Origin of the sequence: Streptomyces sp. ISL-10 (assembly GCF_018614575.1) — a bacterium.
In the GTDB taxonomy this organism is placed as follows: domain Bacteria; phylum Actinomycetota; class Actinomycetes; order Streptomycetales; family Streptomycetaceae; genus Streptomyces.
Genome location: NZ_JAGGOJ010000004.1, coordinates 1 through 23,088, shown reverse-complemented (window position 1 = coordinate 23,088; position 23,088 = coordinate 1). Strand labels below are relative to the sequence as shown.

Genomic DNA, 23,088 nt, shown 5'->3' with positions numbered 1-23,088 from the left:
GGGGGCGGGGGCGGGGGAAGCCATGGTAGTTTCGTGTCTCGGACGCAGCCGTTGTATGCTGCTCCGGTTGCCCGATGAGAATCGGGCCATTCCCCCGGCAGGCCACTTCAGATCACTGATTCCGGCACGCCGGATTTCACTGTAAGTGCATCTGAAGTCTTTGGAGTGACCCGTGGCTGCCAACTGCGACGTCTGCGGCAAGGGGCCGGGCTTCGGCAACAACATTTCGCACTCGCACCGCCGTACGTCCCGTCGCTGGAACCCGAACATCCAGCGCGTGCGTGCCGTGGTCGGTCGGACGCCGAAGCGGCTCAACGTCTGCACCTCGTGCATCAAGGCCGGCAAGGTCTCGCGCTAACCGCGACGTTTCGTCGTAGCGCAGCCCCTGCGGTTGCCTTGAAAAGCCGGTCCACCTCGGTGGACCGGCTTTTCGCCGTTTCCGCAGCCGTTTCCGCGGTCGTTTCCGCCGCCATCTCCGCAGCCGTTGCTGTCGGCCCGCGTCCCGTCAGCGCAGGCGCCAGCCGTGGTCGACCGGACCGATCCCCTCGCCCAGGGCGAAGCCGGCCGCGATCGCACCGGTGACATACTCCTTCGCCTCGCGTACGGCCTCCGGCACGGCGATCCCTTTGGCGAGCCCCGCCGCGACGGCCGACGCCAGTGTGCAGCCGGTCCCGTGCGTGTGCCGGTTGTCGTGGCGGGAGGCGCGCAGCCAGTGCTCCTCGCTGCCGTCGGTCAGCAGGTCGACGGCGTCGCCGGACAGATGGCCGCCCTTGATCAGCGCCCAGCGGGGACCGAATCCGAGCACGGCGCCGGCGGCCCGCCGCATGCCCGGCTCGTCGTGCACGTCGATGCCGGTGAGCTGGGCGACCTCGTCCAGGTTGGGGGTCGCCACGGTGGCCCTGGGCAGCAGCTTGGTGCGTACGGAGTCGAGCGCGGAGGCCGCCAGCAGCGGGTCACCGTGCTTGGAGATGCCGACCGGGTCGACGACCACGGGCGCGTCGGTTGCGGCGAGCAGTTCGGCGACGGTCTCGACGAGTTCGGCGGACGCCAGCATGCCGGTCTTCACGGCATGGACGCCGATGTCGTCGACGACGCTGTGGTACTGGGCCCGTACGGCCTCGACGGGCAGCTCCCACGCGCCCTGCACGCCGGTCGAGTTCTGCGCCGTGACGGCGGTCAGCACGCTCATGCCGTGGACGCCGAGGGCCAGCATCGTCTTGAGGTCGGCCTGAATGCCCGCACCGCCGCCGGAGTCGGATCCGGCGACGGTGAGCACGAGAGGAGGGGACGGAGGCATGGCCCCGAATCTACTGGGCGCCCGGACGCACCGGGCAGCCGGATCTACGGGGCGTCCGGCTGCTTTCCGTCCTCGATGTCCCCGAAGTGGTCCCAGCCGCCCTTGCTCGTCCACGGTGCGCCGTCGACGGTCACCTGGGGGAGCGCGGAGGGATTGAGCACCTCGCCGATCACCTTCCAGCGGGCGGGCAGTTTGACGTCCGGCGGGAACGTCGCGACGATCGCGTGGTCCTCTCCCCCGGTCAGCACCCACTGCAGCGGGTCCACGCCGACGGCCTGGCCGATGTCGCTCATCTGCGAGGGGATGTCGATCAGCCCGGAGCGCAGGTCGATGCGGACCTTGCTGGCCTCGGCGATGTGCCCCAGATCGGCGACAAGTCCGTCGCTGACGTCGCACATGGCGGTGGCGCCGAGTCCGGCGGCCGCGGGGCCCGCGTGGTACGGCGGCTCGGGACGGCGGTGCGCCTCGACGAAGGCACGCGGCGAGCGGAAGCCGCGGGAGAGCACGGCGTGCCCGGCGGCGGACCAGCCGAGCCAGCCGGTGTAGGCGACGACGTCACCGGGCTGCGCGCCCGCGCGGGTCACCGGCTCGTGGTTGCGCAGGTCGCCGAGCGCGGTGATCGCGACGGTGATCACGTCGCCGCGTACGACGTCGCCGCCGACGACGGCCGCGCCGGCGACCTGGCACTCGTCCCGGATGCCGTCCATCAGCTCGGTGGCCCAGGTGACGGGGAGTTCGGCGGGGACGACGAGGCCCAGGAGCAGAGCGGTCGGGACCGCGCCCATGGCCGCGATGTCGGCCAGGTTCTGTGCGGCTGCCTTGCGCCCGACGTCGTACGCCGTCGACCAGTCACGGCGGAAGTGCCGGCCCTCAAGCAGCAGGTCCGTGCTCGCCACGACCCGCCGGTCGGGTGCGGCCACGACGGCGGCGTCGTCGCCGGGCCCCAGCCGTACCGCGGGGGTGGAGGTGAGCCGGGAGGTGAGCTCCCTGATGAGCCCGAACTCCCCCAACTCGCCCACAGTGCCCTTCACCGAGGTTCACCTCTCCGCATTGTCGATGTGTCCGATGTATCCGATGTATCCGATGTATCCGGTGCGCCGACGGCCGCGTCGGGCGCCCGTGAACTGCGGTCGCGACCCGTTATTGCCGTGGGTACCGTCAAGAGATACGTCAACTTCTGTTCTCTGTACGCCACGCTGCGGGCGCTGTCAGCCGCGAGGGTCTCCCCGCGGCCCGCGACGACGCGATACCGTGGCGACCCTTCTCCTTGGGATCTCCCCACCGACGGTTGGGAACATGATCCTGCTGCCGCCCTGGAGGTTCCGTGGTACAGGCGTACATCCTCATCCAGACCGAGGTGGGCAAGGCGTCGACGGTCGCCGAGAGCATCGGCAAGATCGCCGGTGTCATCCAGGCCGAGGATGTGACCGGCCCCTATGACGTCATCGTGCGCGCGCAGGCCGACACGGTCGACGAGCTGGGCCGCATCGTGGTCGCCAAGATCCAGCGCGTCGACGGCATCACCCGCACTCTGACCTGCCCGGTCGTCCACCTGTAGCCCCCGTCTACCCTTGGCCGGTGACGTCTTTCGACCGCCGGCCCCTTGTCCTGTCCGCCGCCGCGCTCCTGGTGGCCGCCGCGGGCTGCTCCTCCAGCGACGCATCGGCGTCGGCGGCGGTTCCCAGCCCCCCGGCCGGGGAAGCCGCCCTGTGCCGTGCGCTCGACCGAGCGCTGCCGCCGTCGGTCGCGGGGCAGGAACGCAACGATCCCGAGCCCGCGTCCGAACTCACCGCCGGCTGGGGCGATGCCGCGATCGTACTGCGCTGCGGCGTGCCGCGGCCGGAGAGGATGTCCGATCCCCAGGCGCAGGGGGTCGAGGTGAACGGCGTCAACTGGCTGCTGGAGGAGCGGGAGACCGGTCCGCGCTTCACCACGACCTACCGCGAGACCTATGTCGAGGTCACGCTCGCCGAGCAGTACATGCACGACGCGAGCCCGCTCACCGATCTGGCCGGGCCCGTCGAGAAGACGGTCCCGGCCACCCTGTGATCCCGGCTGCGGACTAGCGCAGTCCGGTGGAGCGGTTCAGTGCCGCCTGGATGAGGCGGTCAACCAGCTCGGTGTAGGACACGCCGCTCTCCTGCCACATCCGCGGATACATGGAGATCGGGGTGAAGCCCGGCATGGTGTTGATCTCATTGATGACGAACTCGCCGTCCTCGGTGAGGAAGAAGTCCGCGCGCACCAGGCCCTCGCAGGAGGCGGCGTCGAACGCCTTGACCGCGAGCCGCTGCACGTCGGCCGTCTGCTCGCCGGTGAGCGGCGCGGGAACGAGACCGGCCGCCGAGTCGATGTACTTGGCCTCGAAGTCGTAGAAGTCGTGCGCGGAGACGGGCGGGATCTCGGCGGGCACGCTGGCGCGCGGGCCGTCCTCGAACTCGAGCACGCCGCACTCGATCTCGCGCCCGCGCAGCAGCGACTCCACCAGGATCTTGGGGTCGTGGCGCTGTGCCTCGGCGATCGCGTCGTCGAGTCCGGCGAGGCCGTCGACCTTGGTGATGCCCATCGACGAACCGCCGCGTGCGGGCTTGATGAACAGCGGCCAGCCGTGCTCGCCCGCGAAGTCCACGATCTTCTTGCGGGCGGCGGAGGGGTCGGCGGCCCACTCGCGCGGGCGGATCACCTCGTAGGGGCCGACGGGCAGGCCGAAGGAGATGAAGACGCGCTTCATGTACTCCTTGTCCTGGCCGACGGCCGAGGCGAGCACGCCCGAGCCGACGTAGGGGACACCGGAGAGCTCCAGCAGTCCCTGGAGCGTGCCGTCCTCGCCGTACGGGCCGTGCAGCATCGGGAAGACGACGTCGACCTCGCCCAGCACCTTGGGCACGGAGCCCGGCTCGCTGTAGACGACTTCGCGGCTGCCGGGGTCGACGGAGAGCACCACGCCGCCCTCGTCGGACTCGGCCAGCTCATCGACGTTCGGCGTACGGCGATCGGTGATCGCCATCCGCTCCGGCTCATCGGCGGTCAGAGCCCACCGGCCGTCGCTGGTGATGCCGATCGGCAGCACGTCGTACTTGGTGCGGTCGATGGCGCGCAGCACGGCCCCGGCCGTGACCACGGAGATCCCGTGTTCGGAGCTGCGGCCGCCGAAGACGACGGCTACGCGCGGCTTGCGGAGCGGCTGCTCGGGGCTCTGGGGGAGGTTCTCGGTGCTCATATCGCGATGAGACTACCCGCTGGTCCGAACGGAGTCAGCGCCGCTCGGGCTTGGCGGCGCGGGACATCAGCTCCTTGAGCGCGACCACCGGCGGCTTCCCCTCGTGGACGATTCCGACGACCGTTTCCGTAATGGGCATGTCGACTCCGTGCCGGCGTGCCAGATCGAGCACCGACTCGCAGGACTTGACGCCTTCGGCGGTCTGCTTGGTGACGGCGATCGTCTCCTGGAGCGTCATGCCGCGGCCGAGGTTGGTCCCGAAGGTGTGGTTGCGCGACAGCGGCGATGAGCAGGTGGCGACGAGGTCGCCGAGGCCCGCGAGTCCGGAGAAGGTGAGCGGGTCGGCGCCCATGGCGAGGCCGAGGCGGGTGGTCTCGGCGAGCCCGCGGGTGATGAGCGATCCCTTGGCGTTGTCGCCGAGTCCCATGCCGTCGGCGATGCCGACGGCGAGCCCGATGACGTTCTTGACGGCACCGCCGAGCTCGCAGCCGACGACGTCGGTGTTGGTGTACGGGCGGAAGTAGGGCGTGTGGCAGGCGGACTGCAGCCGCCGGGCCACGGCCTCGTCACGGCAGGCGACCACGGCGGCGGCCGGCATGCGGGAGGCGATCTCCTTGGCCAGGTTGGGGCCCGTGACCACGGCGACGCGGTCGGCGGGCACCTGGGCCACCTCCGCGATGACCTCGCTCATCCGCTTCGCGGTGCCGAGTTCGATGCCCTTCATCAGCGAGACGAGGACGGTGTCCGGGGCCAGCTCCGGGGCCCAGGCGGCGAGATTGCGGCGCAGCGTCTGGGACGGGATCGCGAGCACGGTGAAGTCGGCGCCTCGCAGGGCCTCGGCCGCGTCGGTGGTGGCCCGCAGGTTCTCCGGGAGCTCGATGCCCGGCAGATAGTCGGGGTTGGTGCGGGTGGTGTTGACGGCGTCGGCGAGTTCGGCGCGGCGGCCCCAGAGGGTGACGTCGCAGCCCGCGTCGGCGAGGACCATGCCGAACGCAGTACCCCACGAGCCCGTTCCGAAGACGGCTGCCTTGACGGGCTGGGTCACTTCACTTCCTCCCCGGCGGCCTTGCGGCGCTGCTCGGCACGCACTTCGCGCAGATCGTACGGTGTCTCGGGGGCCTTCTCGCCGCGGATCTCCTCCAGCAGCACGGTGATCGCGGCCATGATCTCCTCGGTCGCGTCCTTGAGCACGTCGGGCGTGGGGTCCTGGCCGTAGAAGCGGGTGAGGTCGACGGGCGGGCCGGCCAGCACCTGCAGCGTCTTGCGCGGGAAGAAGCGGACCTTGTTCTCCTTGGCGTACGGCGGCATCGCCAAGTTGGCGCCCCACTGGGCGATCGGGATGACCGGCGCCTTGGTCTGCAGGGCGGCGCGGGCGACTCCGGTCTTCGCGGTCATCGGCCACTGGCCGGGATCGCGGGTGAGGGTGCCCTCGGGGTAGAAGGCCACGCACTCGCCGCGCTCCACGGCCTCGACGGCGGCGCGGAAGGCGCCGACGGCGTTCGAGGACTCACGGAAAACGGGGATCTGGCCGGTGCCGCGCAGCATCAGGCCGACACCGGGCGCCTTGAAGAGCGCGGCCTTCGCCAGGAAGCGGGGCACTCGTCCGGTGTTGTACTGGAAGTGCCCGTACGAGAACATGTCCAGGTACGAGTTGTGATTGATGGCGGTGATGAATCCGCCCTCGGCCGGAATATGTTCCATTCCCCGCCAGTCCCGCTTGAACAGAAGCAACAGCGGCGGCTTTGCGATGACCGCCGCCAGGCGGTACCAGAAGCCGATTCTACGGCGGGACACTCGGACACCTTCCTCTACGACCGGGCTGTCGCCTGGCTGCTGGGGGTCAAGTGTCGCCCCAGGCCCCTGGTCTGTCGAGGACACGGTACGCCCCTGCCGCCGCGCCCGGCCCTCGGTCCCTTCACCGTCTCGCGCCACAATGGGGCCCTGACGCGCACGGACGGAGAGCCCGCCACGGACACCAAGCCGACCCTCCTGTGGTCCCTGATCGTCCCGCTGAAGCCCCTCGCGCTCGCCAAGAGCAGGCTCGCGGGCGCCGCGGACGACGTACTGCGGCCGCGCCTCGCGCTCGCCTTCGCCCAGGACACCGTGACCGCCGCGCTGGCCTGCCCCGCGGTACGGGATGTGGTGGTCGTCACGGACGACCCGGCGGCCGCTGCGTCGCTGGCCGCGCTGGGGGCGCGGATCGTGCCGGACGCGCCTGCCGCGGGCCTCAACGCGGCGCTGGCGCATGGCGCGCGGTCGGTGCGCGCGCAGTGTCCTACGGCGGCTGTCGCCGCACTCAACGCGGATCTGCCGGCATTGAGGTCTGCGGAATTGGCGCGGGTACTCGGCGCGGCTTCGGTATTTACCCGGGCATTTCTGGCGGATGCCGCGGGAATCGGCACGACATTGCTGAGCGCGCTGCCGGGTGTGGAATTGCGCCCGGCTTTCGGCGGCCCTTCACGCCGTCGGCATTTGGCATCGGGCGCGGCGGAAATCATGGCCGGCGGGGTGGATTCCGTGCGCCAGGACGTGGATACGGCGGCGGACCTGTCGGCGGCACTGGCGCTCGGGGTGGGCCCACGGACGGCGCGGCGGCTGACGACGGGCGTGCCCGCGCCGGACGGCCTCCAAAAGGCTCCGGGAGCGCAAGATCCGGAAGGGCCCTAGAGGGTGCCAGGCGGAACAGGCCGGATAGGTCTGGCCTTTCCCTGGCGGATGGGGTCTCCCCAGGCCCGCAGGGGCCGGGAGAGGGGGCTGCCCAGGCCGCCAGGGCCGAGGGGAGGCTCGCAGGGCCCCGGAGAGCTCTGATGGCGGAGCTGTCAGGGTATTCCGGCAACGCGGCGTGGGCCCCTTCCGTCGCCGGAGGGCTACGGGGAGTGCCATCCGCCTGGGGTGCATCGTGTCCCGGCCGCGATCCGCCGGACGCCCCTGGGGGCGTTCCGGCCCTGATCCGCCCGGCGGGCCCCGGCCCCGGCCCCGTAGGCTGGGCACATGCAGGCGACCTCGTACACGTACGACCCCGAGACCCGCAGCGGGAGCGTGCTGCTCGACGACGGGACCCCGGTGGAGTTCGACCGTGCCGCTTTCGACGCGGGCGGCCTGCGGCTGCTGCGCTCCGGCCAGCGGGTGCGGATCGAGACCGAAGGCGAGGGCGACGCGCGCCGCATCACCCTCGTGACGCTGTACACGTTCTGACACCGGACGCGCACACGCCGCGGGCCGGTCTCCCCGAGGGAGACCGGCCCGGCGCGTGAGTGGCCCTGTGGCCTTGTACCGCTTGCTCTTCGCCTACTTCTTGCGGGCAGTGGTCTTCTTGGCGGTGGTCTTGCGCGCCGTCGCCTTCTTCGCGGGCGCCTTCTTCGCGGTGGCCTTCTTGGCGGGCGCGGTCTTCTTCGCCGCCGCCTTCTTGGCCGTGGTCTTCGCCGGCGCCGCCTTCTTGGCGGCCGCCGCCTTCTTCGCGGGCGCCTTCTTGGCGGGCGCCTTCTTCGCCGTGACCTTCTTGGCGGGGGCGGCCTTCTTGGCGGGCGCCTTCTTCGCCGTGGCCTTCTTGGCGGTGGCCTTCTTGGCGGCGGCCTTGGCCGTCGTACGGGTCGGAGCCCCGCCGGAAAGGCTGCCCTTCGGGGCCTTCTTGACGGAGACCTCGCCTCCCTTGGGGAGCTTCTTCGTGCCGCTGACCAGGTCCTTGAAGCCCTGGCCGGCACGGAACCGCGGCACGGACGTCTTCTTGACCCGCACGCGCTCACCCGTCTGCGGGTTGCGGGCGTAACGGGCGGGGCGGTCGACCTTCTCGAACGAGCCGAAGCCGGTGACCGACACCCGGTCTCCGGCGACTGTTGCGCGGACGATCGCGTCAAGTACCGCGTCGACAGCGTCAGCGGCCTGCTGACGGCCGCCGAGCTTGTCGGCAATCGCTTCTACGAGCTGCGCCTTGTTCACGTCTTCCCCTTCGGAGACATTTGGCCGGAACGATTGAGTCCAGGCTTTTTCGCACGTTAGGCAGATATATACCGCAAATCAAACACGAAACGGGCTAATCACCCTAGTGCCGCAACGAAGTCGACCTCAGCGGAGTTCTGAGGTCAGTCACCTTCAGGGAATCGGCCCTCGTCGAGGTCCTTCATCAACCGGTCCAGACGCCTTGCCGCGTCAGGGAGATCGTGCTTCGCCGCTGCCGTAACGACCAGCAGCTTCCGGGACAGCGCCATCCTTACGCCCTCCGGGACTTGCAGTTCGCGCACTCTTGTGTGCGCCTCCTTCAATCGGGCCGCGACCGCCTCGTAGAGCTCGAGTTGGCTGTCACGTTCCATGCACCGATTGTGCCATCTGGGGCGAGTTGTCGCCCGACGGGGCCTCAACATGCGACTGCGCCCCCAACCCGGAGGTGGAGGGCGCAGTACGGGAAAAGCGCTGCTCAGGCGTCAATCGTACGGGGTTTGAAGGACGGCCGGGCCGCCTCGTACGCCGCGATGTCCGCTTCGTTCTGAAGGGTGAGGCTGATGTCGTCAAGACCGTTCAGCAGTCGCCAGCGGGCGTTCTCGTCGAGCTCGAAGTCGGCGGAGATTCCCGGCGCGAGGACCTTCCGCTGTTCCAGGTCCACCGTGATCTCCACGGTCGGGTCCGCCTCCGTCAGCTCCCAGAGCGCGTCGACCGTCTGCTGGTCGAGAACGACGGTCAGCAGGCCGTTCTTGAGGGAGTTGCCGCGGAAGATGTCGGCGAAGCGGGACGAGATGACGGTCTTGAACCCGTAGTTCTGCAGGGCCCATACGGCGTGCTCGCGCGAGGATCCGGTGCCGAAGTCGGGGCCGGCGACGAGCACCGAGGCACCTTGGCGCTCGGGCCGGTTGAGCACGAACTCGGGGTCCTTGCGCCAGGCCTCGAACAGCCCGTCCTCGAAACCGTCGCGGGTGACCTTCTTCAGCCAGTGCGCGGGGATGATCTGGTCGGTGTCGACGTTGCTGCGGCGCAGCGGAACGGCCCGACCGGTGTGTGTGGTGAATGCTTCCATGGTTCCTCAGACCCCCGCGGGCGTAGAGACATCGGCGTCGGACAGGTCGGCCGGGGAGGCCAGATGGCCGAGCACCGCGGTGGCGGCGGCGACCTGCGGCGAGACCAGGTGCGTACGACCGCCCTTGCCCTGCCTGCCCTCGAAGTTGCGGTTGGAGGTGGACGCGGAACGCTCGCCCGGGGCCAGCTGGTCGGGGTTCATGCCCAGGCACATCGAGCAGCCCGCGTGGCGCCATTCGGCCCCCGCCGCGGTGAAGACCTTGTCCAGGCCCTCCTCGACGGCCTGCAGCGCGACCCGTACGGAACCGGGGACGACCAGCATGCGTACGCCGTCGGCGACTTTGCGTCCGTCCATGATCCCGGCGGCCGCACGCAGGTCCTCGATGCGGCCGTTGGTGCACGAGCCTACGAAGACGGTGTCGACCTTGATGTCACGCAGCGGCTGTCCGGCGGTCAACCCCATGTATTCCAGGGCCTTTTCGGCCGCCAGTCGCTCCGAAGCGTCCTCGTACGAAGCCGGGTCGGGGACGTGGGCCGACAGGGGCGCGCCCTGGCCGGGGTTGGTGCCCCAGGTGACGAACGGTGCCAGTTCGGCGGCGTCGATGAACACCTCGGCGTCGAAGACGGCGTCGTCGTCCGTGCGCAGCGTCTTCCAGTACGCGACCGCCGCGTCCCAGTCCGCGCCCTCGGGGGCGTGGTCGCGGCCCTGGAGGTAGTCGAACGTGGTCTGGTCCGGGGCGATCATGCCGGCCCGGGCGCCGGCCTCGATCGACATGTTGCAGATGGTCATCCGCGCTTCCATCGACAGCTTCTCGATGGCGGAGCCGCGGTACTCGAGGATGTAGCCCTGGCCGCCGCCGGTGCCGATCCTGGCGATGATGGCGAGGATCAGGTCCTTGGCGGTCACGCCGTCGGGCAGCTCGCCCTCGATGGTGATGGCCATGGTCTTCGGGCGGGCCAGCGGCAGCGTCTGGGTGGCCAGCACATGCTCCACCTGGGAGGTGCCGATACCGAAGGCCAGGGCGCCGAAGGCACCGTGCGTGGAGGTGTGCGAGTCGCCGCAGACGACCGTGGTGCCGGGCTGGGTCAGACCCAGCTGGGGGCCGACGACGTGCACGACGCCCTGCTCGACATCGCCCAGCGGGTGCAGCCGCACGCCGAACTCGGCGCAGTTCTTGCGCAGGGTCTCCAGCTGTGCGCGGGAGACCGGGTCGGCGATCGGCTTGTCGATGTCGAGGGTCGGGGTGTTGTGGTCCTCGGTCGCGATGGTGAGGTCCAGCCGCCGCACAGGGCGACCGTTCTTCCGCAGACCGTCGAAGGCCTGGGGGCTGGTCACCTCGTGCAGCAGGTGCAGATCGATGAAGAGGAGGTCGGGCTCGCCCTCGGCGCGCCGGACGACATGGTCGTCCCAGACCTTCTCCGCGAGTGTCCTACCCATCGCTTTCCCTCCGGCCGGCTGTGCCGCCGACACAACTAGAGATCTTGTGCAGCGCCCGTTGGTCGCGGGCCGCAACTACAGCGTGGCAAGTTCCACGGAAAATTGAACTTGCGTTTCACAGAGTGAGACGTGAATATCGTTGCATGGACAACTCTAGCGGCGTCGGTGTTCTCGACAAGGCGGCCCTTGTCTTGAGCGCCCTGGAGTCCGGTCCGGCCACCCTCGCGGGTCTGGTCGCGGCCACGGGACTCGCACGACCCACGGCCCATCGCCTGGCCGTGGCACTGGAACACCACCGTATGGTGGCGAGGGACATGCAGGGCCGGTTCATCCTCGGACCGCGGCTGTCGGAGCTCGCCGCCGCGGCGGGCGAGGACCGGCTGCTGGCCACGGCCGGACCCGTACTCACACATCTGCGCGACGTGACCGGCGAGAGCGCCCAGCTCTACCGCCGGCAGGGAGACATGCGCATCTGCGTGGCGGCGGCCGAGCGGCTGTCCGGATTGCGGGACACCGTGCCCGTCGGCTCCACGCTCACGATGAAGGCCGGATCCTCGGCCCAGATCCTGATGGCCTGGGAGGAGCCCGAGCGGCTGCACCGCGGGCTGCAGGGCGCACGCTTCACGGCGACGGCCCTGTCGGGCGTACGGCGCCGGGGCTGGGCCCAGTCGATCGGTGAGCGCGAGCCGGGCGTGGCCTCGGTCTCCGCTCCCGTGCGGGGCCCGTCGAACCGCGTGGTGGCCGCCGTCTCGGTCTCCGGACCCATCGAGCGCCTGACCCGCCATCCCGGGCGTATGCACGCCCAGGCCGTGATCGACGCCGCCGCGCGCCTCAGCGAGGCGCTGCGCCGCTCCGGCTGACTTCCCTTGCGTCCATGTCCGGCCAGCCCCTCCAACGCCGCAGGGGCCGGCCGGACGTGCGTTTATCGGCGGGCCTGTGAGGAGCACGCTCCCCGCCGAGCCCGGACCGGTTCGCAGGTGCAGCATGGAATTACGTGCCGACCGACGGAGGTGTGAGAGCGATGACCGAGTTCATGGACGTTCACCATGGCATGAAGGGCATCACGAGCGATCAGCTCAGGGAGGCGCACCGCGCGGATCTCGCGATCGAGGGCGAGGAGGGCGTGCACTTCAAGCAGGCGTGGGCCGACCCGGACACCGGCACGGTCTACTGCCTGTCGGAGGGGCCTTCGGCCGAGGCCGTGCAGCGCGTCCACGAGCGCACGGGCCACCCCGCGGACGAGATTCACGCGGTCCCGCTCACTGTGTGAGCCCTGCCCGAGCCCCCGTCGCCCGCCGCGACCGGGGGCTCCTGCATGCCCGCACACGGCCTCGGGCGGCCGGCCGGCCCTTCGCCTGGCCCCGGTCTCCCAGCAGGCGGTCCGTACGCGCCGTCGGGGCCGTAAGGCGGCATGGACTCCAGCGGCATGGACCGCAGCAGGTGGTGCAGCGGTCCGAGGGAGCGCTCCTGGGTGAGCTCCCTGAGCATCATCGGCATCGCGTTGAGCGACGAGTCCCCTCAGCACCGCCTGCGGCTCAGCTCCGCCTGCGGCCGGCGCGGCGATGATCCAAGTCGGCCGCACTCCCGGTCGCGACGATCCGCAAGGCGCCCTCCCGCGTCGAGGACGACTCGCTCGGGCTCACGATCCGACTCGGTGCGGCGATGGCGGCGCTGACGCAGCAGCCCGAGGCGCCCTCGGACGACGATCCCGCGACGGCCGCAGCGGCGCGGAGGTCGAGTGGCTGCTGACGGAGCTCGGGTGGGACACCCGCCCGCGACATCGGCGACGTCTGGCCCGCGCTGGCGGTGCCGTCTCCTCACGGCGGCCAACTCGCCTCCTGCGCACGGCAGATGGAGGCCACCGCCGTGCACGACATGGATCTGCGGGACACCTGCCCGGCGGCCACGCGGAGGTGGAGATGGCGCGCCGGTACGACGTCGAGCAGGCTCGCGGAACGCCGAAGGGGCCTCCCACTTGCGTGGGAGACCCCTTCGGTCTCTGTACCCCCGACCGGATTCGAACCGGCGCTACCGCCTTGAGAGGGCGGCGTGCTAGGCCGCTACACAACGGGGGCAAGATCGTGATCCATGTGCTGGATCCGCTGGGCTACCAGGACTCGAACCTAGACTAAATGAACCAGAATCACTCGTGCTGCCAATTACACCATAGCCCATGGTGGTTTAGACCAGTACCCCCGACCGGATTCGAACCGGCGCTACCGCCTTGAGAGGGCGGCGTGCTAGGCCGCTACACAACGGGGGCCCTAGCGATCCTGCATCGAGAGCGACCGGGTGCGACCCAGATGATCTCGCGGGAAGGATCTGTACCCCCGACCGGATTCGAACCGGCGCTACTGCCTTGAGAGGGCAGCGTGCTAGGCCGCTACACAACGGGGGCTTTGCAGATGAGCTCTGCGAGCTGGCCTACCAGGACTCGAACCTAGACTAACTGAACCAGAATCAGTCGTGCTGCCAATTACACCATAGGCCACCAAAACGCAACCCCCTGATGCGGGGATCTTGTTCGGGTTTGCGCTTCCGGTTCCGGGCTTTCGGCCCGCTCTCCTTGGCGCAGGAAGAACATTACCCGAAGGTGGACGGCGCTCCAAAACGGGTATCTCCGCGCAACAGCGGGGGCAGCTCGTCGAGACCGGTGATCCGGATGAGCTCCGGTCTGCCCCCCAGACCGCCGCGGTCGAGCCAGATACCGGTGAGTCCGGCCTCGACGGCGCCGCGGGCATCGATGTCGGGCTGGTCCCCGACATAGGCGACCTCGTGCGGGGCGAGGCCGATGACCTCGCAGGCTCCGAGAAAAGCGGCCGCTTCGGGCTTGGAGACGCCGAGCTCCACTGCGCACACCACGGCCTCGAAGCGGTCCCGCACGCCGAGGATGCGCAGCTTGCGGTCCTGGTTGTGGATGCTGGAGTTGGACAGGACGGCGTGACGGTAATCACCGGCGAGCAGGTCGAGCACGGGGATCGTGTCGGGGAACAACGCCCAGGCGGCCTCATAGTGCTCGACGTGCCGGCCGAACCAGGCGTCGGCCTCGTCGTCGCTCATCTCCGGCGCCCCGAGGAACTGCCGTACCCGGTCGCGGCGCTGCCCCGGGAAGTCGGACTCCCCCGCGGCGAAACGGGCCCACTGGATGTCGGTGATCTCCCGCCAGGCGACGAGGGCCTGCTCGACGGAGGCGTACCCGCTGGGCAGGCCCTCGTGCTCAAGGTGCTTGCCCATGCCGGTGCGGTCGGCGCTCGCGTAGTCGAAGATCGTGTCGTCGATGTCCCAGAGGACGGCGCGGATCGGCATGCCCCGACCGTACCGCCACGGCACCGCCCGGCTGGGGGCCCGGGGGTCACCCCCCGATGAACGCAGCGTCGATGCCCCGGAGGACGGCGCGGATCGGCATACGGCCGAGGCCGGCGATCAGGCCACCGCCTCGGGCGGGACCACGAAGAAGTCGGTGACGAAGCAGACGACCTCGCCCGAGGCGTCGCGGCCGATCCAGGTCGGATACGCGCCGTCGCCCCAGCCTGAGCTGAAGGCGACCAGGGTGTGGCCGGTGTCGGGGGCCGTGATGATGTGCGGGCCCAGGTGGGCGTCATCGGCGTCGAAGGCGTCCCACAGCGGGCCCTCGTCGCCCTCGCACTCGGGGAACGACTCGTCGCACGAGGCGTCGTAGAAACAGCCGGTGCCGGCGTCGACGCCGTAGCCGTAGAACTCGTCGTCGGAGAGCTCCTTCACGTCCTGGCCGGCCTGGAGAGCGATCTCCCACGCGACCGGAGGCGTGTCCTTGATCACCAGGCGTGCGGCGGCGATTCGCTGGTGCGGAGTGTCGGACGGCTCCTCGTCGGGGCGCGTGAGGGTCGCCACGGCGCACTCCACCCGGTACCGGCCGGGGGCGACCGCGGCCGTGAACGGCTCTGCCTCGCCGCAGCCGAGGGAGATGAACGGGTCGCAGGCGACGACACGGCCGGTGGGCAGCCACAGCTTCCCCGCCTCGGCGACCGACATCGTGCCGGTGACCCCGTTCTCCTCCTGGAACCGGTTGTCCGGCGTGAAGTGCCAGGCGAAGTCGGGAGCGGGCATGGGCATGGTGGTCCCCCAGGGGCCGTTGTGGTCCGGATCGGTCCGAACACTAGCCGGGGGCTACGACAAACACCCGAGGGGCGGCTGCCGTTACGGCTGCCGCCCCTCGGGACCCGCGGATCAGGCGGTCAGCTTCGCCAGCGCCGCGTCGATACGGGCGAGGGTCTTCTCCTTGCCCAGGATCTCCAGCGACTCGAAGAGCGGCAGGCCCACCGTGCGGCCGGTGACCGCGACACGGACCGGGGCCTGGGCCTTGCCGAGCTTGAGACCGTGGGACTCACCGGCGGCGAGCACGGCCTCCTTCAGCGACTCTGCGCTGGACCAGTCGGCCGCCTGAAGCTTCTCGCGGGCGGTCGTCAGCAGGGCGACGGGGTCACCCTTCATCGCCTTGGTCCACGATGCCTCGTCCTCCACCGGCTCCTTGAGGAACAGGAAGTCGACGTTGGCGGTGATGTCCGAGAGGACCGTGAGACGGGTCTGCGCGTACGGAGCGATCGCCTCCCAGGCGGCCCGGTCGAAGTCCTCCGGCGCCCAGTTGGCGTTCGGGGCCTTCAGCCACGGCTCGCACGCCTCGGTGAAGGTCTTCACGTCCAGCATGCGGATGTGGTCGGCGTTGATGGCCTCGGCCTTCTTCAGGTCGAAGCGGGCCGGGTTGGCGTTGACGTCCGCGAGGTCGAACTTCGCGACCATCTCGGGGATCGTGAAGATGTCCTGGTCGGCGGAGAAGGACCAGCCGAGCAGGGAAAGGTAGTTGAGCAGGCCCTCGGGGAGGAAGCCGCGCTCGCGGTAGAGGTTGAGCGAGGCCTGTGGGTCGCGCTTGGACAGCTTCTTGTTGCCCTCGCCCATGACGTACGGCAGGTGGCCGAAGGAGGGGATCTCCTTGGCGATGCCGAGCTCGATCAGCGCCTTGTAGAGCGCGATCTGGCGCGGGGTGGAGGACAGCAGGTCCTCGCCGCGCAGCACATGGGTGATCTCCATCAGCGCGTCGTCGACCGGGTTGACCAGCGTGTAGAGCGGCGCACCGTTGGCGCGGACGATGCCGTAGTCCGGGACGTTGTCCGGGGTGAAGGTCAGCTCGCCGCGCACCAGGTCGGTGAAGGTGATGGGCTCGTCCGGCATCTTGAAGCGGACGATGGACTCGCGGCCCTCGGCGTCGTACGCGCCCTTCTGCTCGGCGGTCAGCGTGCGGCACTTGCCGTCGTAGCCGGACGGCCTGCCGGCGGCGCGGGCGGCGTCGCGGCGCGCCTCGAGCTCCAGGGCCGTGCAGTAGCAGGGGTACGCGTAGCCGCCGTCGATCAGCTTCCCGGCGACGTCCTTGTAGATGTCCATCCGCTGGGACTGGCGGTAGGGACCGTGGGGGCCGCCGACCTCGGGGCCCTCGTCCCAGTCGAGGCCGAGCCAGCGCAGCGAGTCGAGCAGCTGGTTGTACGACTCCTCGGAGTCGCGGGCCGCGTCGGTGTCCTCGATGCGGAAGACCATGGTGCCGCCGTTGTGCCGGGCGTAGGCCCAGTTGAACAGGGCGGTGCGGACCAGGCCCACATGGGGGTTGCCGGTCGGGGAGGGACAAAAACGTACGCGGACGGATCCGTTAGCCACGCTTGATCACCTTGTTGGTGAGAGTGCCGATGCCTTCGATGGTGACGGCGACCTCGTCGCCGACGTTGAGGGGGCCGACCCCCGCGGGGGTGCCCGTGAGGACGACGTCGCCCGGGAGCAGCGTCATGGCCTCGGTGATGTGCACGATCAGGTCCTCGACGGACCGGACCATCTCGCTCGTACGCCCCAGTTGGCGCTGTTCGCCGTTGACCGTGCACTGGATCGTCAGATCGGCGGGGTCGAGGTCGGTCTCCACCCAGGGGCCGAGCGGGCAGGAGGTGTCGAAGCCCTTGGCCCTGGCCCACTGCTTCTCGCGCTTCTGGGCGTCGCGCGCGGTGACGTCGTTGGCACAGGTGTAGCCGAAGATCACGTCCTTGACGCGTTCGCGCGGGACTTCGCGGCACATCCGGCCGATGACGACGGCGAGCTCGGCCTCGTGGTGCAGCTCGCTGGAGAACGAGGGGTACTCGATGGCGTCGCCGGAGCCGATCACGGAGGTGGTGGGCTTGAAGAAGGCGACGGGCAGGTCCGGGACCTCGTTGCCGAGCTCAGCCGCGTGCTCCGCGTAGTTGCGACCGATGCCCACGACCTTGTTGGGCAGCACGGGGGGCAGCAGCCGGACCTTGCTCAAGGGGACCTTGGTGCCCGAGAGTGCGAAGTCTGTGTACGGAATGCCCTTGATGATGTCGAGGAGGAGGCCGTCGGGGCCTTCCTCGACTGCGCCGAAGGCGACATTGCCGTCGATGGAGAACCTGGCGATGCGCACGGGTTGCTGTCGCCCCTCACTACTCACTCGCTGACCGGCCCTGCTCGCTGACCGGAGACTGACGCTCCAGGCTAACGCGGCGGGACGTGCCCGCCTCGCGCATTACGGCGTGGGCGGGTGGGCGGGACGGGCGGGCGGGACGTTCACCACGGGACGAGTGAGCCGAAGGGGTGCGGGGCGACCGGGCCCACCGCGTGGCGAGTGAGCCGAAGGGGCGCGCGGGTGTCGAAAGGGAGTGGGGGCACCACCCAGCGGTAGCTGGGGGGAGCGCGAAAGTCCTGAGGAACGGAGGACCGAGCACGATCGACCGTCGACACACGCTGAAAGCGCCCCGGCGGGGGTCCCCCCGGCGGGGCCAGGGGGAGAACCAGGCCTCAAGAAGCGGGCGCGTCCATCAGGATCGTGCGGCGGGGATTGGCCGTCTGGGTGGGAAGATCGACCGAGTGCTCCGGCTGCTCCGGCGTCCGCAGCTCGTCGGCGTCCTCGAGGTGCGCGAGCGTCGTGCGACGGGGGTTGGCTATGTTGCGGAACATCATCGTCGTCTTCATCGGCTGCTTCAGACCTTGTCGGAGTAGGGACGCTTCGAGAAGCGCGGTTGACGGACGGGCCGTCCTTGTAAAGCGTCAGGCTAAACATTCAATTCCCACGGAAAGCCAGGGGGAGACGTCGATCTACGTGTGAGTTTGCTCACGACGAGAGAGGCATTTCAGGCAATCCGGACCATGGGTCTTCCTGACAGGAACAGACATTCCGCCACTGAATGCGCCATTCCGCTCCTGATCATCAGGACTGGGACACCCCCCACCCCTAAAGGACTCGTGCCGTAAAGTCCGTTTCCTCCACGAACAGTTTCTACTGTTTGTGACATAACGCTTACAAGGTGTCACCCAGGTCACAGGCCGGTACGCGGCCCTTGTTGGAGATCCGGCACTGTGCTGGAATTCCACGCACCGCCGCGGTTTCAGGGCCGGCGCGCAATGGGCGCAACGCAGCGCCGAGTGGCGGCGGGGAAGGGGGAGCAGCGCCGGTCACTCACGACCACCATGGGGCGCGATTGCCCCGAGACGCCGACACCGTCCCGCCGTACAAGCGGAGGGACGCCTGGTCCAGAGGTTGCGACGCTAGTGCAGGGACGTTTCAAGAGGGATGGCATGGGGCGTCCCCAGGCCCACCAGGGCCAAGGGGAAGCTGCGGCAGAACAGGAGCCGCGCGGTGCTACCGACCGCGGCGCCTCTCCCCAGCGCACCCACAACCAGGGACCGGCAGCGCCCGGCGACAGCGGCGAGCGTGCCGCGCGCCCCGGTGCGTCCGCGCACTCCGCGGACAGCGGCAAGGCCCCGTCGACGGGCAAGGGTCCGACGGACACCGGCTCCCGAATAGCGCTGCGCAACTGGCGCATCAGCACGCGTCTGGTCTCCCTGCTCACCCTGCCGGTCGTCGCCGCGACCACGCTGGGCGGACTCCGTATCCAGGAGTCCATGGACGACATGAAGCAGCTGGACCACATGCAGCTGCTCACGGAGATGACCCGGGCGGCGACCGACCTGGCACAGGCGCTCCAGTCGGAGCGCGACCTGTCCGCCGGACCGCTCGCCAACGGCTCTCCCATCACCGACTTCAAGGTCTCCGGGCCGCGCACCCAGACCGACCTGGTCAAGAAGGCCTTCCTCGACGCCACCCGTGACATCCCCAACACGGACGACGACGAGGCGCTGGAGAGCATCCGCGCCAACGCGAACCAGATCGCCGTCCAGGTCAACAGCCTCAACAAGATCCGTGCCACGGCGTACGAGGGCGACGTCCCGAACTCCCAGACCGTGGAGAGCTACAGCCGGCTGATCGAGTCGCTGCTGAGCCTGTCCCAGGACATGGCCCAGGCGACCAGCAACCCGGAGATGATCAAGCGTACGCGCGCTCTGGCGGCCTTCTCGTCCGCCAAGGAGTACGCCTCCATCCAGCGCGCGATCATCGCCGCGGCCCTGCCCGGCGGTGACGACGCGAAGGCGCCCGGCCTGGCGGAGAACGACCGTCTGTACGGCAAGGCCGCCGTGGAGAACGGCGAGACCGAGCTCAAGGCCTTCAAGGCGATCTACGAGTCCACCGGCGGCGACGCCGAGGAGCTCACCGCCACGCTGGACAGCGGCAACCCGACCATCGCCGCGTCGGAGCTGTACGCCAAGCGCGTGCTCGACACCAAGGGCCAGATCGACAGACTGCCCAAGCGCTCGCACCTGGACTGGACCGACGACTACTCGGTCCGGATCAACGCGATGAAGCAGATCGAGGCCACCCTGCTCGGCCAGATGGAGAGCAAGGCCCGTGAGCTGCGCGAGGAGTCGCAGCGCGAGGCCATCATCAACGGTGCGCTGATCCTCGTCGTCCTCGGCGTCTCGCTCGTCGGCGCGTTCGTCGTGGCCCGGTCCATGATCCGCTCGCTGCGCCGTCTGCAGGACACCGCGACCAGGGTCGCCCAGGACCGGCTGCCCGAGCTCGTCAAGCAGCTGTCGGAGGCCGACCCGCAGGACGTCGACACCTCCGTCGAGTCCGTCGGTGTCCACTCGCGGGACGAGATCGGCCAGGTGGCCGCGGCCTTCGACGACGTGCACCGCGAGGCGGTCCGGCTCGCCGCCGAGCAGGCCCTGCTGCGGGGCAACGTCAACGCGATGTTCACCAACCTCTCGCGCCGGTCCCAGGGCCTCATCCAGCGCCAGCTCTCGCTCATCTCCGAGCTGGAGTCCCGCGAGGCCGACCCGGACCAGCTGTCCTCGCTGTTCAAGCTGGACCACCTCGCGACCCGTATGCGCCGGAACGGCGAGAACCTCCTCGTCCTCGCGGGCGAGGAGCCGGGCCGCCGGTGGACGCGCCCGGTCCCGCTCGTCGACGTGCTGCGCGCCGCCGCGTCCGAGGTGGAGCAGTACGAGCGCATCGAGCTCGCGGCCGTGCCCGCGACCGAGGTCGCCGGCCGCGTCGTCAACGACCTCGTGCACCTGCTCGCCGAGCTGCTGGAGAACGCGACGTCGTTCTCCTCCCCGCAGACCAAGGTCCGGGTCACCGGTCACGCGCTGCCCGACGGACGGGTCCTCGTCGAGATCCACGACACCGGCATCGGCCTTTCCCCCGAAGACCTCGCCGCGATCAACGAGCGGCTGGCGTCGCCGCCCACCGTGGACGTCTCGGTCTCCCGCCGCATGGGTCTGTTCGTGGTCGGCCGCCTGTCCCTGCGGCACGGCATCCGTATCCAGCTGCGCCCGTCGGACTCCGGTGGCACCACCGCGCTCGTCATGCTCCCCGTCGATGTCGCCAACGGCGGCAAGAAGCTCCCGGGCAAGCCGGGCGCGGGCGGCCAGGGCGCGGCTGCGCAGGGCCCCGGCGGCGGCGCTCCCGGTCTCGCGGGCCGTCCCGGTGCTCCGGCGGCCGGCGGCGGGCGTCCCGGCGGCGGTCCCGGCGCGGGCGGTGCGCCCGCGGGCGGCCGGCTCGGCACCGGCGCGCCGCGCGGCCAGGTCGGCGCCCCCTCGGGCCCCCGCGCCGCGCTCCCGGGGCGTGACGGTGCCCCTCGTCCGGCCCAGGGCCAGAACTCCCCGCAGGACCCCTCACGTCAGGGCGGCGCGTTCGGCGCAAGCCGTGGCGGCCAGGGCGTTCCCGCGCCTGCCCGGGGCGAGGCCCCGCAGAACAGCTACCGTCAGAATGCGCCGGGCGCGGGCGACCGCGGCCGGCAGCTGCCGCCGACCGGCGGTCCGCGCGCCGAGCTGCCGGGCGGGTCTCCCGCCCGGCGCGAGGAGCCGCGTCCGCAGCGTCCGCAGACCACCAGCTGGGGCAGCGAGCAGGCGCCCGCTCCGCAGCAGCGCCCGGCGGCCGACGCGCCGCGCGGCCACGAGGACCACGACGCCTCGCGCGGTGCCGGTGCCACGGCCGAGTTCGCCCGGCCGGACCGGAGCGGCCCCGCGGGCCCCGGTTCCACAGGCCAGTTCGTCCGCCCCGACGTGTACGGCGGCCAGAACTCGGCGCCGTCAGGTCAGTTCGCCCGGCCGGACCGGAACGGCCCGCAGCCGCCCGCCCAGGACCCGGCTCAGACGGCGCAGTTCGCCCGGCCTGATTTCCAGGCGCCGCAGCAGCAGGCGCCGCGCCGCCGGGACGAGGGCTTCGCCCCGGCACGGCCCGCGGCCTCCCTGCCCGCTCCGCACCAGCCCGAGGCCCTGCCTCCGGCCGGTCCGGGGGACGGCCGCACGCCGCTGTACGACACGCTGGAGACCAACTGGTTCCACGGGTCGCAGGGCGGTGGCCCCGCCGAGCAGCAGCCGCAGCAGCAGTCCGCTCCGCAGATGCCGCAGCGCCACCCTGCGCCGAACCCGGGGATCCCGGGCGAGGCGCCCTCGGCGAACGGCGCCTCGTGGCGCACCTCGCCCAACGACGAGCTGGTGCGCCAGGCCGAGCGGGTGCGCAAGCCCGCGGCCGGCGGTGTCACCACTTCGGGTCTGCCCCGTCGCGTCCCGCGAGCGAACCTCGTCCCGGGCACCGCGCAGGAGCAGAACCACCAGTCCGGTCCGCAGGTCTCGCGCGCACCCGATGACGTGCGTGGCCGACTGACCAATCTGCGCCGGGGTATTCAGCAGGGCCGGCAGCAGAACAGCTCCACGACCGGCAGCTTCAACCCCGGCCCCACTCACCAGCAGGAGCGATAGTTGAGTCCGATGAGCCAGGCGGCGCAGAACCTGAACTGGTTGATCACCAACTTCGTGGACAACACCCCTGGGGTGTCGCACACGGTGGTGGTCTCCGCCGACGGACTCCTGCTGGCGATGTCCGAGGGTTTCCCGCGTGACCGCGCCGATCAGCTGGCGGCGGTCGCCTCCGGGCTGACCTCGCTGACCGCGGGAGCTTCCCGGATCTTCGAGGGCGGTCCCGTGAGCCAGACGGTCGTGGAGATGGAGCGCGGCTTCCTGTTCCTGATGTCCGTCTCCGACGGGTCGTCGCTGGCCGTTCTCGCCCACCCGGACGCCGACATCGGCCTGGTGGGCTATGAGATGGCTCTTCTGGTCGACCGGGCGGGCAGCGTCCTGACCCCTGATCTGCGCGCCGAGCTCCAGGGAAGTCTTCTGCACTGACATTCCGGCCGTCGGCGACCCCACTCGCCGTCCGGCCGCCGCCACCGCAACGCCAACCGAACGGCCGCCCAAGGCCCCCCACCGGCCCCATCAGACGGCACAGCCGACCACTTGCTGTCACGCCCGGAGGATTCATGACCCCGCCACCCGCCTCTCACGATCCGTACGGCACGTCATACGACGCGTACGGGGACGAGGGCGACCAGCCGCTGGTGCGTCCGTATGCGATGACCGGCGGCCGGACCCGGCCGCGCTACCAGCTCGCGATAGAGGCGCTGGTCAGCACCACCGCGGACCCGGCGATGCTCGCCGGACTGCTCCCCGAGCACCAGCGGATCTGCCACCTGTGCCGGGAGGTCAAGTCGGTCGCCGAGATCTCGGCGCTACTGGCGATGCCGCTGGGTGTGGCCCGCATCCTCGTCGCCGACCTGGCGGAGGCCGGCATGGTGGCGATTCACCAGCCGGGCAACGGAGAGGCCGGCGGTACGCCGGATGTGACACTGCTCGAAAGGGTGCTCAGTGGACTTCGCAAGCTCTAGCGGCGGTTCGGCCCGGTCGACCACCAGCGCGAAGATCGTG

The 23,088-nt window shown here is 70.3% G+C and carries 24 protein-coding genes and 5 tRNA genes; 10 read left to right on the top strand and 19 right to left on the bottom strand.

Going from position 1 to position 23,088, the window contains the following annotated elements; all coding sequences use genetic code 11:
• Nucleotides 1-172 precede the first annotated feature (172 nt).
• Nucleotides 173-358: a 50S ribosomal protein L28 gene (rpmB, locus tag J7E88_RS04580; protein WP_003957616.1), complete on the top strand. Its 186-nt coding sequence runs from the start codon at nt 173-175 to the stop codon at nt 356-358.
• A gap of 147 nt (nt 359-505) precedes the next feature.
• Here rpmB and thiD read toward each other — a convergent pair whose 3' ends face one another.
• Both thiD and J7E88_RS04570 read right to left on the bottom strand, forming a co-directional pair.
• Nucleotides 506-1,297, bottom strand: a complete 792-nt coding sequence (gene thiD / locus J7E88_RS04575; RefSeq protein WP_215177560.1) for a bifunctional hydroxymethylpyrimidine kinase/phosphomethylpyrimidine kinase — start codon at nt 1,295-1,297, stop codon at nt 506-508.
• Between the two features lie 44 nt (nt 1,298-1,341).
• The gene (locus J7E88_RS04570; protein WP_215177558.1) at nt 1,342-2,328 is read right to left on the bottom strand and encodes a thiamine-phosphate kinase; all 987 of its coding nucleotides are present in this window, start codon (nt 2,326-2,328) and stop codon (nt 1,342-1,344) included.
• Nucleotides 2,329-2,621: 293 nt separating this feature from the next.
• On the opposite strand from J7E88_RS04570, the gene J7E88_RS04565 reads away from it, so the two are divergent.
• Entirely contained in the window at nt 2,622-2,855 is a 234-nt protein-coding gene (locus J7E88_RS04565; protein WP_215177556.1) for an Lrp/AsnC family transcriptional regulator, read from the top strand.
• Nucleotides 2,856-2,875: 20 nt separating this feature from the next.
• On the top strand, nt 2,876-3,346 hold the full coding sequence (locus J7E88_RS04560) for a DUF3515 domain-containing protein (protein WP_215177555.1): 471 nt from the start codon (nt 2,876-2,878) through the stop codon (nt 3,344-3,346).
• 13 nt (nt 3,347-3,359) lie between these two features.
• On the opposite strand, the gene J7E88_RS04555 is transcribed toward J7E88_RS04560, so the two are convergent.
• From J7E88_RS04555 to J7E88_RS04545, 3 genes are read right to left on the bottom strand one after another with little or no spacing between them, the layout of a single operon-like run.
• Nucleotides 3,360-4,517 carry a D-alanine--D-alanine ligase family protein gene (locus J7E88_RS04555; RefSeq protein ID WP_215177554.1) on the bottom strand — a complete coding sequence of 386 codons (1,158 nt, stop codon included), beginning with the start codon at nt 4,515-4,517 and terminating at the stop codon, nt 3,360-3,362.
• 34 nt (nt 4,518-4,551) lie between these two features.
• Nucleotides 4,552-5,562 (bottom strand): NAD(P)H-dependent glycerol-3-phosphate dehydrogenase, encoded by a 1,011-nt coding sequence (locus J7E88_RS04550; RefSeq protein ID WP_215177553.1) that lies wholly within the window; start codon nt 5,560-5,562, stop codon nt 4,552-4,554.
• Nucleotides 5,559-6,311 carry a 1-acyl-sn-glycerol-3-phosphate acyltransferase gene (locus tag J7E88_RS04545; RefSeq protein ID WP_215177552.1) on the bottom strand — a complete coding sequence of 251 codons (753 nt, stop codon included), beginning with the start codon at nt 6,309-6,311 and terminating at the stop codon, nt 5,559-5,561. The genes J7E88_RS04550 and J7E88_RS04545 overlap by 4 nt, the downstream gene beginning before the upstream one ends.
• A 147-nt stretch (nt 6,312-6,458) precedes the next feature.
• Between J7E88_RS04545 and cofC the strand changes: the two genes are divergently transcribed.
• Both cofC and J7E88_RS04535 read left to right on the top strand, forming a co-directional pair.
• Nucleotides 6,459-7,184, top strand: coding sequence for a 2-phospho-L-lactate guanylyltransferase (gene cofC / locus J7E88_RS04540; protein ID WP_215177660.1), 726 nt, complete (start codon nt 6,459-6,461; stop codon nt 7,182-7,184).
• Nucleotides 7,185-7,508: 324 nt separating this feature from the next.
• Nucleotides 7,509-7,712 (top strand): hypothetical protein, encoded by a 204-nt coding sequence (locus J7E88_RS04535; protein WP_215177551.1) that lies wholly within the window; start codon nt 7,509-7,511, stop codon nt 7,710-7,712.
• 93 nt (nt 7,713-7,805) lie between these two features.
• Here J7E88_RS04535 and J7E88_RS04530 read toward each other — a convergent pair whose 3' ends face one another.
• The 4 genes from J7E88_RS04530 to leuC all read right to left on the bottom strand — a co-directional run bounded on the left by J7E88_RS04530 (nt 7,806) and on the right by leuC (nt 10,959).
• Nucleotides 7,806-8,453, bottom strand: a complete 648-nt coding sequence (locus tag J7E88_RS04530; protein WP_215177550.1) for an HU family DNA-binding protein — start codon at nt 8,451-8,453, stop codon at nt 7,806-7,808.
• 143 nt (nt 8,454-8,596) lie between these two features.
• On the bottom strand, nt 8,597-8,824 hold the full coding sequence (locus tag J7E88_RS04525) for a hypothetical protein (RefSeq protein WP_215177549.1): 228 nt from the start codon (nt 8,822-8,824) through the stop codon (nt 8,597-8,599).
• 104 nt (nt 8,825-8,928) lie between these two features.
• On the bottom strand, nt 8,929-9,522 hold the full coding sequence (gene leuD / locus J7E88_RS04520; RefSeq protein ID WP_215177547.1) for a 3-isopropylmalate dehydratase small subunit: 594 nt from the start codon (nt 9,520-9,522) through the stop codon (nt 8,929-8,931).
• A 6-nt stretch (nt 9,523-9,528) separates the two neighbouring features.
• A complete protein-coding gene (leuC, locus tag J7E88_RS04515; RefSeq protein WP_215177545.1) occupies nt 9,529-10,959 on the bottom strand; it encodes a 3-isopropylmalate dehydratase large subunit in 1,431 nt (476 codons plus the stop codon).
• Between the two features lie 143 nt (nt 10,960-11,102).
• On the opposite strand from leuC, the gene ndgR reads away from it, so the two are divergent.
• Nucleotides 11,103-11,819, top strand: a complete 717-nt coding sequence (gene ndgR, locus J7E88_RS04510) for an IclR family transcriptional regulator NdgR (protein WP_147988306.1) — start codon at nt 11,103-11,105, stop codon at nt 11,817-11,819.
• A gap of 161 nt (nt 11,820-11,980) precedes the next feature.
• Entirely contained in the window at nt 11,981-12,229 is a 249-nt protein-coding gene (locus tag J7E88_RS04505) for an SCO4226 family nickel-binding protein (RefSeq protein ID WP_215177543.1), read from the top strand.
• Between the two features lie 732 nt (nt 12,230-12,961).
• Here J7E88_RS04505 and J7E88_RS04500 read toward each other — a convergent pair.
• The 10 genes from J7E88_RS04500 to J7E88_RS04455 form a co-directional block, all read right to left on the bottom strand.
• Nucleotides 12,962-13,034 (bottom strand) — tRNA-Glu (locus tag J7E88_RS04500).
• 27 nt (nt 13,035-13,061) lie between these two features.
• Nucleotides 13,062-13,133: transfer RNA gene (locus J7E88_RS04495), tRNA-Gln, on the bottom strand.
• A gap of 16 nt (nt 13,134-13,149) precedes the next feature.
• A tRNA-Glu gene (locus J7E88_RS04490) sits at nt 13,150-13,222 on the bottom strand.
• 62 nt (nt 13,223-13,284) lie between these two features.
• Nucleotides 13,285-13,357, bottom strand: a tRNA-Glu gene (locus J7E88_RS04485).
• Nucleotides 13,358-13,378: 21 nt separating this feature from the next.
• Nucleotides 13,379-13,450: transfer RNA gene (locus tag J7E88_RS04480), tRNA-Gln, on the bottom strand.
• Between the two features lie 92 nt (nt 13,451-13,542).
• The gene (locus J7E88_RS04475; protein WP_215177541.1) at nt 13,543-14,265 is read right to left on the bottom strand and encodes an HAD family hydrolase; all 723 of its coding nucleotides are present in this window, start codon (nt 14,263-14,265) and stop codon (nt 13,543-13,545) included.
• A 117-nt stretch (nt 14,266-14,382) separates the two neighbouring features.
• Nucleotides 14,383-15,051 carry a DUF4241 domain-containing protein gene (locus tag J7E88_RS04470; protein WP_215177540.1) on the bottom strand — a complete coding sequence of 223 codons (669 nt, stop codon included), beginning with the start codon at nt 15,049-15,051 and terminating at the stop codon, nt 14,383-14,385.
• 114 nt (nt 15,052-15,165) lie between these two features.
• Entirely contained in the window at nt 15,166-16,641 is a 1,476-nt protein-coding gene (gene gltX, locus J7E88_RS04465) for a glutamate--tRNA ligase (RefSeq protein ID WP_215177539.1), read from the bottom strand.
• Nucleotides 16,634-17,407 carry a fumarylacetoacetate hydrolase family protein gene (locus tag J7E88_RS04460; RefSeq protein ID WP_215177538.1) on the bottom strand — a complete coding sequence of 258 codons (774 nt, stop codon included), beginning with the start codon at nt 17,405-17,407 and terminating at the stop codon, nt 16,634-16,636. Before J7E88_RS04460 ends, gltX begins: the two co-directional genes overlap by 8 nt.
• 374 nt (nt 17,408-17,781) lie before the next feature.
• Nucleotides 17,782-17,955 carry a hypothetical protein gene (locus J7E88_RS04455; protein ID WP_215177537.1) on the bottom strand — a complete coding sequence of 58 codons (174 nt, stop codon included), beginning with the start codon at nt 17,953-17,955 and terminating at the stop codon, nt 17,782-17,784.
• Nucleotides 17,956-18,558: 603 nt separating this feature from the next.
• Here J7E88_RS04455 and J7E88_RS04450 point away from each other — a divergent pair.
• From J7E88_RS04450 to J7E88_RS04440, 3 genes are all read left to right on the top strand, one after another.
• On the top strand, nt 18,559-22,086 hold the full coding sequence (locus J7E88_RS04450; protein ID WP_215177536.1) for a nitrate- and nitrite sensing domain-containing protein: 3,528 nt from the start codon (nt 18,559-18,561) through the stop codon (nt 22,084-22,086).
• Nucleotides 22,087-22,095: 9 nt separating this feature from the next.
• Complete coding sequence (locus J7E88_RS04445; RefSeq protein WP_215177658.1) at nt 22,096-22,509, top strand: roadblock/LC7 domain-containing protein; 414 nt, start codon at nt 22,096-22,098, stop codon at nt 22,507-22,509.
• 134 nt (nt 22,510-22,643) lie between these two features.
• Entirely contained in the window at nt 22,644-23,048 is a 405-nt protein-coding gene (locus J7E88_RS04440; RefSeq protein WP_215177534.1) for a DUF742 domain-containing protein, read from the top strand.
• Nucleotides 23,049-23,088 lie beyond the last annotated feature (40 nt).

Coding starts and splice junctions, on each gene's coding strand:
- thiD (WP_215177560.1), bottom strand. CDS start 1,297: ATGCCTCCGTCCCCTCCTCTCGTGCTCACCGTCGCCGGATCCGACTCC.
- J7E88_RS04555 (WP_215177554.1), bottom strand. CDS start 4,517: ATGAGCACCGAGAACCTCCCCCAGAGCCCCGAGCAGCCGCTCCGCAAG.
- J7E88_RS04535 (WP_215177551.1), top strand. CDS start 7,509: ATGCAGGCGACCTCGTACACGTACGACCCCGAGACCCGCAGCGGGAGC.
- J7E88_RS04525 (WP_215177549.1), bottom strand. CDS start 8,824: ATGGAACGTGACAGCCAACTCGAGCTCTACGAGGCGGTCGCGGCCCGA.
- leuD (WP_215177547.1), bottom strand. CDS start 9,522: ATGGAAGCATTCACCACACACACCGGTCGGGCCGTTCCGCTGCGCCGC.
- leuC (WP_215177545.1), bottom strand. CDS start 10,959: ATGGGTAGGACACTCGCGGAGAAGGTCTGGGACGACCATGTCGTCCGG.
- ndgR (WP_147988306.1), top strand. CDS start 11,103: ATGGACAACTCTAGCGGCGTCGGTGTTCTCGACAAGGCGGCCCTTGTC.
- J7E88_RS04505 (WP_215177543.1), top strand. CDS start 11,981: ATGACCGAGTTCATGGACGTTCACCATGGCATGAAGGGCATCACGAGC.
- J7E88_RS04475 (WP_215177541.1), bottom strand. CDS start 14,265: ATGCCGATCCGCGCCGTCCTCTGGGACATCGACGACACGATCTTCGAC.
- J7E88_RS04470 (WP_215177540.1), bottom strand. CDS start 15,051: ATGCCCATGCCCGCTCCCGACTTCGCCTGGCACTTCACGCCGGACAAC.
- J7E88_RS04455 (WP_215177537.1), bottom strand. CDS start 17,955: ATGAAGACGACGATGATGTTCCGCAACATAGCCAACCCCCGTCGCACG.
- J7E88_RS04450 (WP_215177536.1), top strand. CDS start 18,559: ATGGGGCGTCCCCAGGCCCACCAGGGCCAAGGGGAAGCTGCGGCAGAA.
- J7E88_RS04445 (WP_215177658.1), top strand. CDS start 22,096: ATGAGCCAGGCGGCGCAGAACCTGAACTGGTTGATCACCAACTTCGTG.
- J7E88_RS04440 (WP_215177534.1), top strand. CDS start 22,644: ATGACCCCGCCACCCGCCTCTCACGATCCGTACGGCACGTCATACGAC.